The sequence below is a fragment of the Peptidiphaga sp. genome, assembly GCF_057238965.1.
The window spans coordinates 1-14,332 of record NZ_DBHHEV010000065.1 but is presented as its reverse complement, the minus strand read 5'-3'; the positions used below and the strand labels follow the sequence as shown (position 1 = coordinate 14,332).

Sequence of the window (14,332 nt, the reverse complement as noted above, 5' to 3'; positions counted from 1 at the left end):
CCCCGGTCAGGCGATTGAGCAGGGAGGACTTCCCGGCGTTTGTGTATCCGACGACGACGGCCGACGGCGTGGCCGTGCGCCGCCGCTCCGCTCGCCGCTGCTGCCTGGCGGGGCCCATGCGCTTGATGTCGCGGCGGAGCTTGGCCATTCGGGTGCGAATCCTCCGCCGGTCAAGCTCGAGCTGCGTCTCTCCGGGGCCTCGCGAGCCGATACCCGCTCCCGCGGCCACGCGGCCTCCGGCCTGGCGCGACATTGAATCGCCCCACCCGCGCAGGCGCGGCAGCAGATATTCCAGCTGCGCGAGCTCGACTTGCGCCTTGCCTTCGCGGGACTTGGCGTGGCGGGCGAAAATGTCGAGGATGAGCGCGGTGCGGTCGATGACTTTGACCTTGACGATGTCCTCGAGCGCGCGCCGCTGCGACGGGGCGAGCTCGGAGTCGGCGATCACGGTGTCCGCCTCGAGCGAGGCGACGAGATCGGCAAGCTCATGCGCCTTTCCAGACCCCAGGTACGTTGCCGGGTCCGGGAATGCGCGCCGCTGGATCAGACCGTCGAGGACCTTCGAGCCCGCGGTCTCCGCCAGTGCGGCGAGCTCGCGCAGGGATTCCTCGGCCTGGCTCGCGCTGCCCTCGCTCCACAGGCCGACGAGGACGACCCGCTCGAGGCGAACCTGCCGGTATTCGACGTCGACGCCCTCTTCGCGTGAAATTCCCGCTTCCAGGCCCTGGATCCGCTGAAGGGAGGATCGCTCTTCCCTTTCGAGTGCGTCGCCGGACCAGCCCGCGTCCTCGTGGGACACCGCCTGCAGGGCGGTGCCTTCGGCGGTGTGCAGGTCGATGCGAGATTCAGAGGAGCCCGCTCCGCTCGTTGATTCGTTCATATACGCTCATTATCCCATGAAAGCGACGCGCGGGAAGGCCCTTCACGGAGACGTCCCTGCTCCCTCTCTCCCTCCCCCCGTCGCGTCGCCTTTGTTCCCGGAACCCTGAGGCCGCCGAACTCCAACCGGCATGCTCGACATGTCGAACGCCTTTGCTCCCGGCACCGTGGCGCCAGACTCCAACCGGCATGCCCGACATGTCGAACGCCTTCGCTCCCGGCACCTTAGGGTCGCCGTCTTGCCCGGTCGCCGCCTTGCCCGGTCGCCGCCTTGCCCGGGCCCCGTCTTGCCCGGTCGCCGTCGGACCGCGCCTTCGGCTCTTCGCTTAGGCGTCTGCACCGCTCGCTTGGCTCGCCGCTTCGGAGGCTAGACTTGTGGCGTGGCAAACGAGCATTATTTTTCCCAGTCTCCCTCTTCCGACGATGCGACCGTCGAGCGGCGCGTCGGCCTTCGGGGGCGCGAGTACGCGATCGCGACGTCGGGCGGCGTCTTCTCCGCCGATCACGTAGACAAGGGAACTGCCGTGCTGCTGCACAAGGCGCCCGAACCAGACCTCGGGCCGGGAGATCTCGCGATCGACCTGGGATGCGGATGGGGCCCGTTGACGCTCGCCCTGTGCGAGGAAGCCGCGGGCGCGGACGTGTGGGCGGTGGACGTCAACGAGCGCGCGCTCGAGCTGACCCGCAAGAACGCCGCGCGCGCAGGTTTTTCGCCGCGGGTCCTTGCCGCTGACGAGGCGCTGGCGGCCCTGGGCGAGCGGAAAATCCAGCTCATCTGGTCGAACCCCCCGGTGCGCATCGGCAAAGCGCGGCTTCACGAGCTGTTGACGACGTGGATCGAAAGGCTCGCCGACGACGGCGCGGCCTACCTCGTGATTCAGAGGAACCTCGGCGCAGACTCGCTTCGCTCGTGGATGCTCGGCCAAGGGTGGGGCTGTGAAAAGGTCGGCTCCGCGAAAGGCTTCCGGGTCTTCGCCGTCACAAGAACGCCTCGCGACGGCGAAGAGACCGCAGCGGACGAACGGGGCTGACCTGCCTCGGCGGAGCACGGCAAACCGCGAGGGATCGCCTGCCCCGGGGGATTGCCCCGGGGCCCAAGGCCGACCACGATGTATGAGGCCGACCGGCGTATTCAGACGGGCCGACGTCGGCTTCGCGGCTGCGAACGCTGAAAGCCTATGCGCTCCCTGTTTCAGCGTTTCCGGAGTCATTCGGCCCCGATTCGGAGTCGTTTCGCTCCGACCGCTCCGCTCTTTTCGGCTTGGGAACGGCAAGGAACAAACCGACCGAGACAACCGCGGCTACGTTGATGAACATGCGACGATCCGACCGAGCTATCTCGCAGGAACGGTCAATCCTCTCTTCGACTCTGCGGTAGTACTCCTCTGCATCTTTAGAGTCTTTGACGGACTCGCCGAGAAAGTCCCAAATCCGCTCCGAGTCGGGCGCATCGAAGCCCGTCAACAACGAGTAGTTCTCACCCTGGTATCTCCAGGCGACAGGATGGCATAACGATGTTTCTGCGCCCGCGGGCAGAGTCACTTCAGGACGGCTGAAGTACAGCCAGCCCATCCACAGCAGAGCAAAGGCGACGACCATGGTTCTGATGACAACGTACCGTTTTAAGGTCATGAAAGTCATGATATTGAGTACCCTCCTTTCACATTGTGGGGTCTCTTGTCCCAGGGCCTGATCCCGCTTCCCTTGCTGACCTGTTCGTTAAAGGAATCGAGCGCGGCTTTCGATTGCCCGTCCTGCGTTTGTATGTAGTGCACAGCGAGCTCGAAATCCTTTGTCCCGGTCCTTGATTCCCACGCCAGGTCAGCGAGAAGCTTGTACAGCAGGACCTTCAGCTGATCGAATTGCTTAGAAGGCCCAGATTCCCCCACGCCGACTCTAGGGTCCCTTCGGACGCAGTCAGACAAGAAAACGTCCGATGTCTTTTTCGCTGCGTCCTCGAGGGACTCCGAGACTTTAGGCATCGCTCTGTTCACTATGTCGTCAATGTGGTTCATATCGATCTTCAACTTATCCGCCTTGCCGATCTCCGACGACGAAAGCGTTTTCATTGACATGTCCACCCTCTTGTGGTTGGCCTCCATCACCTCATAGTTGTCAATAAGAGTCTGTTGGATTTTCTCTTCCGCGAGCTTCACACGATTCGCTATGGCTTCGAAGGCGCTCTTAAACGCCTTCATCGCCGAGTCGTAGTCTTCCGGGGCCTCCTCCTTGACATCCTTACTAGCTACCTTTTTCATGCCCTTGAGACCGAGTTTGACGGCAGTCGACCCATGTTTTAACAAACCTGTTGGCTCGACGAAGGCGTCAAAAGCTTCCACCGCTTCGTTAGCAATATTGAGTGCAAATTCCAGCTTTCGATAGCTTCTATTCGCAACCCCTCTAAACATCGCGGTGGACTTCTCGATAGCATTTAACACGATAGATCGTGCGCTCTCGAACATTTTCTGTTCAGCCGCCAAGCTCGCTCCCCAGTACGCGACTCCTTCCTGTATGCCTTGAACAGCGCCCTGCAGTGGGTCGATAAAGTCCAAACCGAAAGACATGACCGTAGCCCCGCTCATATCATTGATCTTTTGATTCACTCTGTCTAAGGCCTTGTGCAGGACCCCCGCCCCAACGGGTGCTCCGGCCTGCATGTTGACGTCGGCCGCCAGAATCCCAACAACGCCAAAAGCCTTCGCTTTCTCGGTGTTTATGCGTTGTGGATCGGGGAGATCGAGCCAAGGCTCCACGACTTCGTCAATGGCGCCCCTGATTTCATTGAACTTGTGAACGTACTCCATGGTGCTGTCACCGTTAGTGCGTCCGCCTCCTTCGCCGTCATCGCCCGGACGAGTGATCCTCTGCGAATCGGAGGGTGCAGCAGCCTGCCCCTGAGGGACGAGAGTGCTGACCATATAGTAGTCGTCGTGGACCTCGTAGTCAGTTAAGGCGGAATCACACGACGACCGCATGTATGCGTCGATCGCAGCTTTCTTGAGTCTGCCCACAAGCATAGGGGCGTCAGAGTATGCAGTCATTGCTCCTCGCTTCGTTCAAATTATACGTAGATTAATTTGAGACACGACAGACAGTGCGTCGTACAGTCGTTCATAAATGATCACGGCGACAAAGCCCGCGGCAAAAGACCGCTGGAAGCGCACATCCGGAGCGCCGGAGCATCCGAAAACCGCAATCCGCCTTTTTTCAGAACTGCGTTGGGCCCTATACACCGCCATCGCTGGACGTCAGCTGCGATCGCGTGACGATGCAGCTTGCGCGTGACGATTTAGTTTGTACCGATTGTCAATCGACAACCTTTTGGTTGTCGATTGACAGACTATCACCGCACCCATATGGACGCAAGCAACTTCGTAGAATGCAATTATGTGCACTCTCATAGCTCGATTTCTCATACACATACCCGTACGCAACAGGAGGAGAACGCCGTCAAAGGCCGCCTTCCGGCGCGGACAACCTATCGACGAAGGCCTATTCTCCGCTGTATCCCGCGACGCCGATGAGCGAGAACTCGGCGACGAGCACCGCGGGCCCCGTCAAGAATGCGCGACCCCCCTCGATGCGCACGGTCAGCGGACCGCCCGGGGAGCGCAGCTGCACTTCGCCCTCGCGTTTTCCCCGTGAGAGAAGCACGGCCAAAGCTGCGGCGCAGGTTCCCGTGCCGCAGGCGAGGGTCTCCCCCACTCCGCGCTCGAGCACGCGCATGAGCGCCGGATTCGACGGACTCGCTGGTTGGCCGGCAAGGCCTTGATCGGCGCGATTGTCCTGGCCTCCGGGAGAGGTTTGATCGGCGAGACCGACTTGGCCTCCGAAACTGACTCGATCGCCGAGGCTGAGTTGGTCGCCGGGTTCGGCGACCACGAGCTCAAGGTTCGTCCCCTCGGGCGGTACCGGCTCGTACCGCGGAGCCTCGGCCAATCGCGCCGCCTCGAGCTCCTTCGCGCTGTCGAGGAGCACAACGGTGTGCGGATTGGGCATCGTCACGCTCAACGCAGGCCGCTTGCCCACCCCGGGGACCGTCACTTGCGTGTCGTCTCGGGCGTCGCCGCGCGGCAGACCGTATTCGCCCATGTCGATCGTGTAGACGGCGCCGTCGAAAGAAACCGTCTTGACGCCGCCGCGGGTTGCGACGTCCACGGACCGGCCTGCCTTGAGGTCGATCACACCTTGGACCCGCAGGTAGTGCACGAACACTCTCAGGCCGTTGCCGCACATTTGCGCGATGGAGCCGTCGGCGTTGCGGTAGTCCATGAACCATTCCGCTTCGGGAAAGTCCCGGGCGACGTCGGCCGCCTCGGGAACCGAGGCGGTGCGCACAACGCGTATGAGCCCGTCCGCGCCGATGCCGAAATGGCGGTCGCATACCGAAGCGACGGCCTCGGCCGGCAGATCGAGCGTGCCTGCGAAGTCAGGCACAAGAATGAAGTCGTTGCCGGTGCCGTGTGCCTTCGTGAGGGTCCTGCCCTCGAGCTGCGGAATGATCACGGATACACTCTACCCACTCTGGCTTCCGACTTGTCGGCAGGGACGTCGCCTTGGACGCGGCCGAAGCCGTTCCGCCCTTTGGCGCACGCGGCTTGAGACCGGCGTCCGAGGCGTCTCGCCCTCGCGGAAAAACCTTCGCCATCGACGGCCTGCGACGCCCGCTGCCTCGTCAATCCGGCCCTCGCGGGCAAAGCCGCCCGCCCCTTGCGCAAACCCGTCACATCGCCTCCAGGGCGCGCAAGATTTCGCCGACCGCACGAGGAACGTCGCCGCCGCTCAAATCGAGCCATTCGATTCGCGGGTCGGCCCTGAACCATTTTGTTTGCTTCTTTGCGAGCCGCCGCGTAGCCAGACACATCGATTCGACGGCCTCCTCGATTCGCATCCGACCCTCGATGACGGCCATCGCCTCGGCGTATCCGGTCGCCTTTCCGGCGGTGGGAGAATCGGCCAGCCCGCGGCCCATGAGCTCGCGCGTCTCTTCGACGAGCCCCGAGGCCATCATCTCCTTGGCCCTGCGGTCGATCGCCGCGTTGAGCACGTCGGAGCCGCGGAACGCCCCGAAGAGGCGAACGTTCGGATAGTGGGCGGTGTGCCGGGGAAAGCGCGGAGTGTAGGGCCTGCCCGTCACCCGGATCGCCTCAAGCGCCCGCACCAGACGGCGGGTGTTAGCCAAATCCATGGCCTCGTACGCCTGTGGGTCCTTGCGGGCAAGCTCCTCGAGCAACGGCCCCGGGCCCTCCTTCTCCAGCAGCGACTCGAGCTCGGCGCGAATGCGGCGATCTCGCCCCGGAAAGTCGAGCCGGTCAAGCAGCCCCGAAACGTACAGGCCCGAGCCTCCCACCGCCACGGGGGTCTTTCCCGCGGCGAGGATTGCGTCGACGTCGGCCCGAGCGCTGCGCTGGTATGCGGCGACGCTCGCCTCGTCGAGGACGTCAAGCACGTCGATTTGGCGATGGACGATTCCGCGCCGCTCAGCCGGGGGAATTTTCGCAGTCCCCACATCCATGCCCCGATACAGCTGCATGGCGTCGGCGGAGACGATCTCAACCGAGTCTGCTCCACCGAGGGCTTCGGCAAGCTCGAGCGAGAGGGCCGTTTTTCCCGACGCCGTCGGCCCGACAATGCCGATCACCGCCACGGTGGATTCCTTTCAGACTCTTCTCAGGGCGCGGAACGCCTGCGAATCGTCGGCATTCCGAGGGAAACGGGGGCGCGGCCCTCGGCCTCGGCGGTCAGCTGCTCCGTGCGCCGCCGGTGTGCGGCCCACGCCTCGCCCGCCCGAGTTCTGCGAACCTCGAAAAGCCCCCCGGCGAGCGCCGAATCCGCAACGAGGTGGTGCGGGGCGCCGTGAGTGACGACGGCGCGAACCATGTCCCCCGGACGAGGTCGGTCCCCCGCGTCGATTCCCGCGGGAAGGGCGACGTGGACCAGGCGGTTGTCCGCCGCCCTGCCGCTGACACGCTCGGTTTCGGCGTCCTTGCGCCCCTCTCCTTCGGAGATGAGCACTTCGACGGCCGAGCCTTCCTTCGCTTTGTTCTCCTCCGTCGAGATACGCTCTTGAAGGGCGACAAGTCGGCGATATCTGTCGGAGACGACCTCGGGGTCGACCTGGTTGTCCATGTCCGCCGCCGGAGTCCCCGGGCGCGGCGAATAGATGAAAGTGTACGCGGAGGCGAAGCGCGAACGTTCGACCACGTCAAGGGTTGCCTCGAAGTCCTCGTCCGTTTCGCCCGGAAACCCGACGATGATGTCGGTTGTGATGGCCGCCTCGGGCATTCTCGCGCGAACCCGGTCCAGGATGCCGAGGAAACGCGAGGAGCGGTAGGAGCGGCGCATGGCGCGAAGCACCCGGTCCGAACCCGATTGGAGCGGCATGTGCAAGGAGGGCATAACCGAGGGCGTCTCCGCCATCGCCGCGATGACCTCGTCGGAAAAGGCGGCCGGGTGCGGCGAGGTGAAGCGCACGCGCTCCAATCCCTCAATCTCGCCGCAGGCTCGCAGCAGCTTGGCAAAAGCCTGCCTGTCGCCGAAGCCCACGCCGTACGAATTGACGTTCTGGCCCAGAAGAGTCACCTCGATGGCACCCTCGGAGACGACCGCTTCGACTTCAGCGAGGACCTCCCCGGGCCTTCGGTCGCGTTCCTTGCCTCGGAGATGCGGCACGATGCAGAACGTGCAGGTGTTGTTGCACCCGACGGAGATCGACACCCAAGCCGCAAATGCACTCTCGCGGCGGGTGGGAAGCGTCGACGGGAACACCTTGAGCGATTCCTCGATCTCGACCGCGGCCTCGGCGTTGTGCCGCGCGCGCTCGAGGAGGGCGGGAAGGACGTCGAGATTATGGGTGCCGAGCACGGCGTCGACCCACGGCGCCTTCTCAATGATCCCGCCGCGCATCTGCTGCGCCAAGCAGCCGCCGACGGCGATCTGCATGCCCGGCCTCTCGCGTTTGACCGCCGCCAGTTGGCCGAGATTGCCGAAAAGGCGGGTCGCCGCGTTTTCCCTCACGCTGCAAGTGTTGACGACGACGACGTCCGCGCCTTGGTCCCCCGCCTCCGTCGCCCGCGCGGCCTTTTCGGGCACGACGGCGACGGGGACATAGCCGGCGTTCTCAAGGAGGCCGGCCAAACGCTCGGAGTCGTGCACATTCATTTGGCATCCGAGCGTGCGAATTGCATACGTAAGCGGGAGTTCTACAGCTGACATCGCGAGTAAGTCTAGTCCACTTTCAATCCGTCCAGCTCGCTGCGGAATCTTCGGCCCCCAACAGCTCGTTGGCCTGCCGCAAAGCGGTCGAGCAGACGTCGTGGGAAAAACCGCGCCGCGTCAAGGCGGCGTAAACTCGCTGCTGGAGGCTTGCGCGGTCCCCGCTTCCCCGTTCGAGGCGCTTGAGAGCAAGACGGGTCGCCGTGCCCAGTTCTTCGGCGTCGTCGATCACTCCGACCGCGGCCTCGACGATGTCCGCGTCGATGCCCTTTCGCCGAAGCTCCTCGGCGATGACGCGGCGCGACGTCCCCGCTCCCGCCAACCGAGTCTGCACGAGCGCGTCGGCGAAATGGGCGTCGTCGATCAGCCCGAGCTCGGTGTAGCGATCGAGGACCTCACTGCGCACGTCGTCAGGAACGCCCCGCTTGGCCATCGCCTCGTCGAGCTGGCGGCGGGAGCGGTCCATCATCGACAGCTGCCGAACGACGATCGCGCGTCCCTTTTCGAGCCATTCCGACCGGCTCAGCTCCATGACGTCAGACCTCATCTGCCGCATTCTGCACGTCCTTTCCCTCGTCTGGCTCGGTCGCGATCCCCATCTTCACGAGGATCTTGCCTTCGATCTCATCGGCGATCTCGGGGTTGTCCCGAAGGAAGTGCCGCGCTTTCTCTTTGCCCTGGCCGAGCTGATCGCCGTCGTAGGTGTACCAGGCCCCCGACTTGCGGACGATGCCGCCGTCGACGCCCATGTCGATGATGCATCCCTCGCGGGAGATTCCCTGACCGTACATGATGTCGAATTCCGCCTGTTTGAAGGGAGGGGCCATCTTGTTCTTGACGACCTTGACCCGAGTGCGATTGCCCACCGGCTCGGAGCCCTCCTTGAGGGTTTCGATCCTGCGCACATCCAGGCGCACAGAGGCGTAGAACTTGAGGGCCTTGCCGCCCGTCGTCGTCTCGGGATTTCCGAAGAAAACGCCGATCTTCTCTCGCAGCTGGTTGATGAAAATGGCGGTGGTGCCGGAAGCCGACAGAGCGCCCGTGATCTTGCGAAGCGCCTGGCTCATGAGGCGAGCTTGGAGGCCGACGTGCGAATCGCCCATTTCGCCTTCGATTTCCGCCTTGGGCACAAGCGCGGCCACGGAATCGACGACGATGATGTCCAACGCGCCGGAGCGGATGAGCATGTCGGCGATCTCGAGGGCCTGCTCGCCGGTGTCCGGCTGGGAAACGATGAGGGCGTCGGTGTCGACGCCGAGTTTCTTTGCGTACTCGGGGTCCAAGGCGTGCTCCGCGTCGATGAATGCCGCGATGCCGCCGTTTTTCTGGGCATTCGCCACGGCGTGAAGGGCAACCGTCGTTTTGCCCGAAGACTCCGGGCCGTAGACTTCGATGACCCTTCCCCGCGGAAGGCCTCCCACGCCCAATGCGACGTCAAGCGACGTGGCCCCTGTGGGAATCACTTGAATCTTCGTCTGAACGTGGTCGCCCAGACGCATGACCGATCCTTTGCCGAACTGCCGGTCAATCTGCGACAGGGCCACATCCAGGGCCTTGGCGCGGTCCTCGCTTTTAGCTGCCATCTTCATTCCTTTGTGTCGAGTGGGTGGACAGAGCAGGTCTTCGTCGCGGCCATCCCTCGCCGAGCGGCCGTCTGGGACTACGCTATGTCCGACCTCCGACACAAAAGCGGCCTACTTTCCAAACCTGTTGATAAGTAGGCCGCCCGCGCAGCCCGTGCACCACAGTACACCGCACACGCGTTCGAGTCATATTTATTGCAGCGTGTCGAAAACGCCGCTTGAGAAAGAAACTCCGCACCCTTCCGCGGCATCGGGCAGGCGCAGCATAACCTACATTGCGAAAGAGAGCGGGGAAGGCTAGGGCAAACGCTCCCGGTCGTCGGACCCAATGCGATGGAGAAACCTGTAGCTCTCAGGCAAGTCCATCGCCTGGCACACCGCATTCCAAACGGCTTGCGGGGCTTGGCCTTCCCTCAACGCCTCGGCGGGACTCGCGCCGCCAAGCTCGCTCAGAAAAAGGTCCTGGGCAAGACTGCGGCCTCTTCCTCGGGGAAAGGCCCATTCAAGATTCGCCCAGAACTCAGATTCGCGCACTCTCGAGCTCTGAACGGACGAGCGATTCGGGGACCGAGTCGGGAACGCGCATCCGCGGAGGCACGCGGCCTTCGGCAAAATCGACGCGGTCGGCGACGAGGCGCAAGACATGGCTCAGAGGCACGTTGAGCGCCTTGCAAATGGACGACAGCAGCTCCGACGAAGCCTCTTTCTGCCCGCGCTCGACCTCCGACAGGTAACCGAGCGAGACCCTCGCATCAGAGGAGACTTCACGCAACGTCCGACCCTGGCGCTGCCTGTATTCACGTAGCACCTCGCCGAGTTCGCGACGCAAAAGCGCCTGCTCCGCAGGCACAGGGCGATTGGCGACTCGGGGCGCGCTCTCAAACTTCCGGTTGACGCCGGTACGTAGCTCCATGGTCATCACCTTCTTCAACGCGGTCGGTCACAAATTTGTTCCCGCCTGGTTTTCGGAAAAGCGAGCTTCACCGTTCCTGACTGTATTTTTACCAACCGATTCTGAGCATTACCTGGGAGTCATGCAAAGAAGCTCTGCCAGAAGGTCCACGGCCGCTTTGACGGACTGGGCTCGGACGTCCGACCGGCCGCCGGAGAAACGGCAAAGACGCGCGCGCTCCCCCAGCTTTCCCGCGCATGCGACCCACACGGTTCCGGCCGCATGCCCGTCTGCCGGGCCCGGCCCGGCGACGCCGGTGGTGGCAAGGGCGACGTCGGCCCCCAGAAGCCCGCAGGCGCCGCGCGCCATATCGAGGGCGACACGCTCTTCCACAGGCCCCTTCGTTCGAAGCAATTCGCCATCGACTCCCAGAATCGAGGCTTTGAGATCCACTGCGTATGCGGTGACGGAGCCCCGAAGCACTGCGGAGGCGCCCGGAATCTCGACGAAAGCCGAGCACAGCGCTCCGCCGGTGAGAGATTCGGCGCAGGCGAGAGTCATCGACCGCTCGGCCATCTCGGCGATTGCGCCGCGAACGCCCTCGAGCGTTGCGGCGGAAAACTCAGCCGGCGCCGCGCCGCAAGCCTCAGCCGGGGCTGCGGCGCGATCCTCGTCGGTGACTTCGCAGCCAGACCTATCGCGCATTTCACGCCGCCGCTCGGCCTCACTCACCGCGCGCGATCTTTCTGGCCTCGGCGACGTACTCGACGGCCGAGGCCACCGAGTAGTAAAGCGCCACGCCGATCATCGCGTAGCTGGTCCACAGCAATCCCTTCGCGAGAGCCCCGGGGAGGAAAGAGGCCCAGGGAATGAGCAGGCCCGCGATCCCCATGGACTGGAAGAACATCTTGATCTTCCCCCCGCGCCCGGCCGCCATGACCTTCTTTTTGACGACCGTCATGCGCATGGCGGTGATGAGCAGCTCCCGCCCGATCATGATCACTGTGATCCACCAGTAAAGGCGCCCGTGCCACGACAGAAGTATGAGCGCACTGGAAATCAAGGCCTTGTCCGCGATGGAGTCGGCTATCTTCCCGAAGTCGGTCACCAAATTTCGGCTGCGCGCCAGGTATCCGTCGGCTTTGTCCGTGAAGGCGGCCGCGGCGAACACTGCCCAGGCGCACGCCGACCTCACAGGGGCGTCGTCCAAATAGACGACGACGAACACCGGCACGAGCGCCAGCCTGATAACGGTCAGAACGTTGGCGATGTTGAGCAGCGGCGCTTTTGCCGCGTCCTCGCCGTGGCTATTACTCACGCAAGCAAGGATACCCGGGCGCTCGCCGCCGCGGGTATCCGATTGACGGTTTGGGCGCCGATGCAGGCCGATGCCGCCCTGCGCCTGCTTTCACTCCGGCTAACCATGGTTCTCCATGGGTATAGGTTCCCTTAACCGGAATCCCTTTCCGATGCGGCGAAGCGACCACGATAGGATTTCTTTAAAAGGAAACTCTATGACTTCACGCATGCAGAATTTTTTGGGCCGGAAGTTCGTCGGCCTCAGTTTGGCGACGGCCGCCGCGACCGCCGCGGCCCTCGTCTTCGTGCCGGGATACGGGGCCTCCGGGGGCCCGAACGCCAATCCGTCCGCCTCTTCCCCGGGGCGCCCGGCGCCTTCGGGCTCGGCCGACGGTTCGACGTCGACGAAGCCCACGGGGGCTCAGAAACCTCAATCGGCCACTCGCTTTACGATTGCCTCCGGCGGGGACATCCTCCTGCACCTGTCGGTCAACCATCACGCGAAGACGGCGGAGGGCTACGACTACACGAAGCTGCTCAAGGCAATCCAGCCGTGGATCGAAGGATCTGACCTGTCCCTGTGCGCCCTGGAGGTTCCGATCGTCCCGCCGGGCGAAAAGCCGTCCAACTACCCCGCCTTCGGATCGCCGCCGCAAATCGCCGACTCGCTCAAGGCCATGGGGTGGGACGGCTGCGCGCTCGCCACCAACCATTCGATGGACCGCGGATTCAAAGGAGTTTCGTCGACAATCGACAACTTCGAGCGGGTCGGCCTCGGCCACGCCGGCACCGCGCGGACGCGGGACGAGTCCTCCAAGATCCAGTACTACACGATGCGCTCCGGCGGGCGCGACGTCATCGTCGCCCATCTTTCGGCGACCACCTTGACGAACGGAATTCCTTTTCCCAAAGGGAAGGAATGGTCGTGGAACGTCGTCGGCGATCAGGGGCGCAGGGCCGTCAAGGATCTTGTTGCGGACGCAAAACGCGCGCGAAAGGCCGGGGCGTCGATCGTCGTCGTTTCCATGCATTGGGGCGCCGAGTACGTCACGCAGCCGATCGCCGAACAGAAGAAGATCGGCCGGGAGCTGGCAGATTCCGGGGAGATCGACCTCGTCTTCGGCAACCATTCGCACGTGGCCGAACCTGTGACCACCCTCAAGGGCGGACCGGACGGCCGCGGGATGCCGGTCGTGTGGTCGATGGGCAACACCATTTCAGGCCAGCTCGTCGAGAACCACGGCTACGGCGTGGTGACGGGGCTGATGACGACGGCGACGGTCGAGGTCCCGGCGAAAGGAAAGCCCCGCGTCACGCGCCTCGAATGGACCACTCTGGCCCAGGATCAGCGGACATTCAGGGTTTTCCCCCTGGCCGAGCTCAAGAAGGGCGCGCGGCCGCAGGGCATGACCCTCAGCCGGGCGGAGATTGAGGCGCGAGAGAAGTCCGTCTACCCCGTCATGGCGACGGGCAGCCAGAGCGAACGCACAGAGGCGCCGAAGCCTCAGGGGCGGCTGGTCGGCAACGAGAGAAAGTGACCGGGTGCGCCGTCTCGGCGGCGCACCCGATCCTTTTCGCCCTCGCGCTGACGGCGAGGCGGCGCCCAACGCCTTCCGGCTGTGCTGGCTTCCCGCCGCTTTCTCACCTTCCCGTCAGCTGCCAGGCGTCCTCTCCGTCTTCCCCGTAGGGGTCGTCTTCGTCGTCGTGCCAGTTCTGGGCCTCGGAGACGCCGTGCCCCTCGAGAACCGGGTCGGGCTGCCCTCCTTCGACGGCGTCCGCCCGCTCGGCGGGGGCGTCGTCGTCGAAGATGCTCTGCCGCTCGCCGCGCAGCATCGCGAGCGCATTGTCGAGGTACTCAGGCGAAACGAGGACGTCGCGGGCCTTCGACCCTTCGGACGGGCCGACGATTTCGTACTGCTCGAGGAGGTCCATCATGCGCCCGGCCTTGGCGAACCCAATGCGCAGCTTGCGTTGGAGCATGGAGGTCGAACCGAACTGGCTCGTGACCACGAGGTCGGCCGCCTGGAGAAGGATCTCCAAGTCCTCGCCGATCTCCTCCCGCTGCTTCTTGGCTTCCTGGACCTCTTCGAAGTCGTCGCGGTAGCGCGGCGAGAGCTGGGCCTTGACGTGGTCGACGACCCGCTCGATCTCTTCTTCGTCCACCCACGCGCCCTGGAGGCGGATGGGCTTCGATGCGCCCGCCGGCATAAAGAGCGCGTCGCCCTGGCCGATGAGCTTTTCCGCCCCCGACTGATCGAGGATCGTCCGGGAGTCCGCGAGCGCCGAGGTCATGAATGCCAGGCGCGAGGGGATGTTTGCCTTGATGAGGCCGGTGACGACGTCCACCGAAGGGCGCTGCGTGGCGAGCACGAGGTGGATTCCGGCGGCGCGCGCCAGCTGCGTGATGCGCTGGATCGAGGCTTCGACGTCGCGCGGGGCGACCATCATGAGGTCGGCGAGCTCG

The 14,332-nt window shown here is 64.1% G+C and carries 15 protein-coding genes; 2 read left to right on the top strand and 13 right to left on the bottom strand.

The genetic code is table 11. The features are described 5' to 3' along the window. The coding region (gene hflX, locus ACO48X_RS08265; protein ID WP_485001609.1) for a GTPase HflX at nt 1-880 on the bottom strand (880 nt) is incomplete at its 3' end. Between the two features lie 379 nt (nt 881-1,259). Here hflX and ACO48X_RS08260 point away from each other — a divergent pair. After that, the gene (locus ACO48X_RS08260; RefSeq protein WP_485001608.1) at nt 1,260-1,910 is read left to right on the top strand and encodes a class I SAM-dependent methyltransferase; all 651 of its coding nucleotides are present in this window, start codon (nt 1,260-1,262) and stop codon (nt 1,908-1,910) included. Between the two features lie 145 nt (nt 1,911-2,055). Here the strand turns inward: ACO48X_RS08260 and ACO48X_RS08255 are convergent, their stop codons facing one another. The 11 genes from ACO48X_RS08255 to pgsA all read right to left on the bottom strand — a co-directional run bounded on the left by ACO48X_RS08255 (nt 2,056) and on the right by pgsA (nt 11,887). Further along, complete coding sequence (locus ACO48X_RS08255) at nt 2,056-2,511, bottom strand: hypothetical protein (RefSeq protein WP_485001607.1); 456 nt, start codon at nt 2,509-2,511, stop codon at nt 2,056-2,058. Between the two features lie 5 nt (nt 2,512-2,516). Next, complete coding sequence (locus ACO48X_RS08250; protein WP_485001606.1) at nt 2,517-3,920, bottom strand: hypothetical protein; 1,404 nt, start codon at nt 3,918-3,920, stop codon at nt 2,517-2,519. A gap of 451 nt (nt 3,921-4,371) precedes the next feature. Next, nucleotides 4,372-5,385 carry a diaminopimelate epimerase gene (dapF, locus tag ACO48X_RS08245; RefSeq protein ID WP_485001605.1) on the bottom strand — a complete coding sequence of 338 codons (1,014 nt, stop codon included), beginning with the start codon at nt 5,383-5,385 and terminating at the stop codon, nt 4,372-4,374. A 217-nt stretch (nt 5,386-5,602) separates the two neighbouring features. After that, nucleotides 5,603-6,526, bottom strand: coding sequence for a tRNA (adenosine(37)-N6)-dimethylallyltransferase MiaA (gene miaA, locus ACO48X_RS08240; protein WP_485001604.1), 924 nt, complete (start codon nt 6,524-6,526; stop codon nt 5,603-5,605). Between the two features lie 23 nt (nt 6,527-6,549). Continuing rightward, nucleotides 6,550-8,094: a tRNA (N6-isopentenyl adenosine(37)-C2)-methylthiotransferase MiaB gene (gene miaB, locus ACO48X_RS08235; protein WP_485001603.1), complete on the bottom strand. Its 1,545-nt coding sequence runs from the start codon at nt 8,092-8,094 to the stop codon at nt 6,550-6,552. 22 nt (nt 8,095-8,116) lie between these two features. Then, entirely contained in the window at nt 8,117-8,641 is a 525-nt protein-coding gene (locus ACO48X_RS08230) for a regulatory protein RecX (protein ID WP_485001602.1), read from the bottom strand. After that, a complete protein-coding gene (gene recA, locus ACO48X_RS08225) occupies nt 8,631-9,677 on the bottom strand; it encodes a recombinase RecA (RefSeq protein ID WP_485001601.1) in 1,047 nt (348 codons plus the stop codon). The genes ACO48X_RS08230 and recA overlap by 11 nt, the downstream gene beginning before the upstream one ends. A 297-nt stretch (nt 9,678-9,974) precedes the next feature. Continuing rightward, nucleotides 9,975-10,211 (bottom strand): DUF3046 domain-containing protein, encoded by a 237-nt coding sequence (locus ACO48X_RS08220; protein ID WP_485001600.1) that lies wholly within the window; start codon nt 10,209-10,211, stop codon nt 9,975-9,977. After that, nucleotides 10,198-10,596, bottom strand: coding sequence for a helix-turn-helix domain-containing protein (locus ACO48X_RS08215; RefSeq protein WP_485001599.1), 399 nt, complete (start codon nt 10,594-10,596; stop codon nt 10,198-10,200). The genes ACO48X_RS08220 and ACO48X_RS08215 overlap by 14 nt, the downstream gene beginning before the upstream one ends. Nucleotides 10,597-10,698: 102 nt before the next feature. Continuing rightward, complete coding sequence (locus ACO48X_RS08210; RefSeq protein ID WP_485001598.1) at nt 10,699-11,274, bottom strand: CinA family protein; 576 nt, start codon at nt 11,272-11,274, stop codon at nt 10,699-10,701. Between the two features lie 19 nt (nt 11,275-11,293). Continuing rightward, complete coding sequence (gene pgsA / locus ACO48X_RS08205) at nt 11,294-11,887, bottom strand: CDP-diacylglycerol--glycerol-3-phosphate 3-phosphatidyltransferase (protein WP_485001597.1); 594 nt, start codon at nt 11,885-11,887, stop codon at nt 11,294-11,296. Nucleotides 11,888-12,083: 196 nt separating this feature from the next. Between pgsA and ACO48X_RS08200 the strand changes: the two genes are divergently transcribed. Beyond that, on the top strand, nt 12,084-13,406 hold the full coding sequence (locus ACO48X_RS08200) for a CapA family protein (RefSeq protein WP_485001596.1): 1,323 nt from the start codon (nt 12,084-12,086) through the stop codon (nt 13,404-13,406). Between the two features lie 103 nt (nt 13,407-13,509). On the opposite strand, the gene ACO48X_RS08195 is transcribed toward ACO48X_RS08200, so the two are convergent. Then, nucleotides 13,510-14,332 (bottom strand): DNA translocase FtsK (locus tag ACO48X_RS08195; RefSeq protein WP_485001595.1); only part of this gene is annotated, 823 nt, incomplete at its 5' end.

Bases quoted from the DNA above. Each gene is read 5' to 3' on its own strand.
- ACO48X_RS08210 (WP_485001598.1), bottom strand. From the start codon at position 11,274: ATGCGCGATAGGTCTGGCTGCGAAGTCACCGACGAGGATCGCGCCGCA.
- ACO48X_RS08215 (WP_485001599.1), bottom strand. From the start codon at position 10,596: ATGACCATGGAGCTACGTACCGGCGTCAACCGGAAGTTTGAGAGCGCG.
- recA (WP_485001601.1), bottom strand. From the start codon at position 9,677: ATGGCAGCTAAAAGCGAGGACCGCGCCAAGGCCCTGGATGTGGCCCTG.
- ACO48X_RS08230 (WP_485001602.1), bottom strand. From the start codon at position 8,641: ATGAGGTCTGACGTCATGGAGCTGAGCCGGTCGGAATGGCTCGAAAAG.
- ACO48X_RS08200 (WP_485001596.1), top strand. From the start codon at position 12,084: ATGACTTCACGCATGCAGAATTTTTTGGGCCGGAAGTTCGTCGGCCTC.
- ACO48X_RS08255 (WP_485001607.1), bottom strand. From the start codon at position 2,511: ATGACCTTAAAACGGTACGTTGTCATCAGAACCATGGTCGTCGCCTTT.
- miaB (WP_485001603.1), bottom strand. From the start codon at position 8,094: ATGTCAGCTGTAGAACTCCCGCTTACGTATGCAATTCGCACGCTCGGA.
- ACO48X_RS08250 (WP_485001606.1), bottom strand. From the start codon at position 3,920: ATGACTGCATACTCTGACGCCCCTATGCTTGTGGGCAGACTCAAGAAA.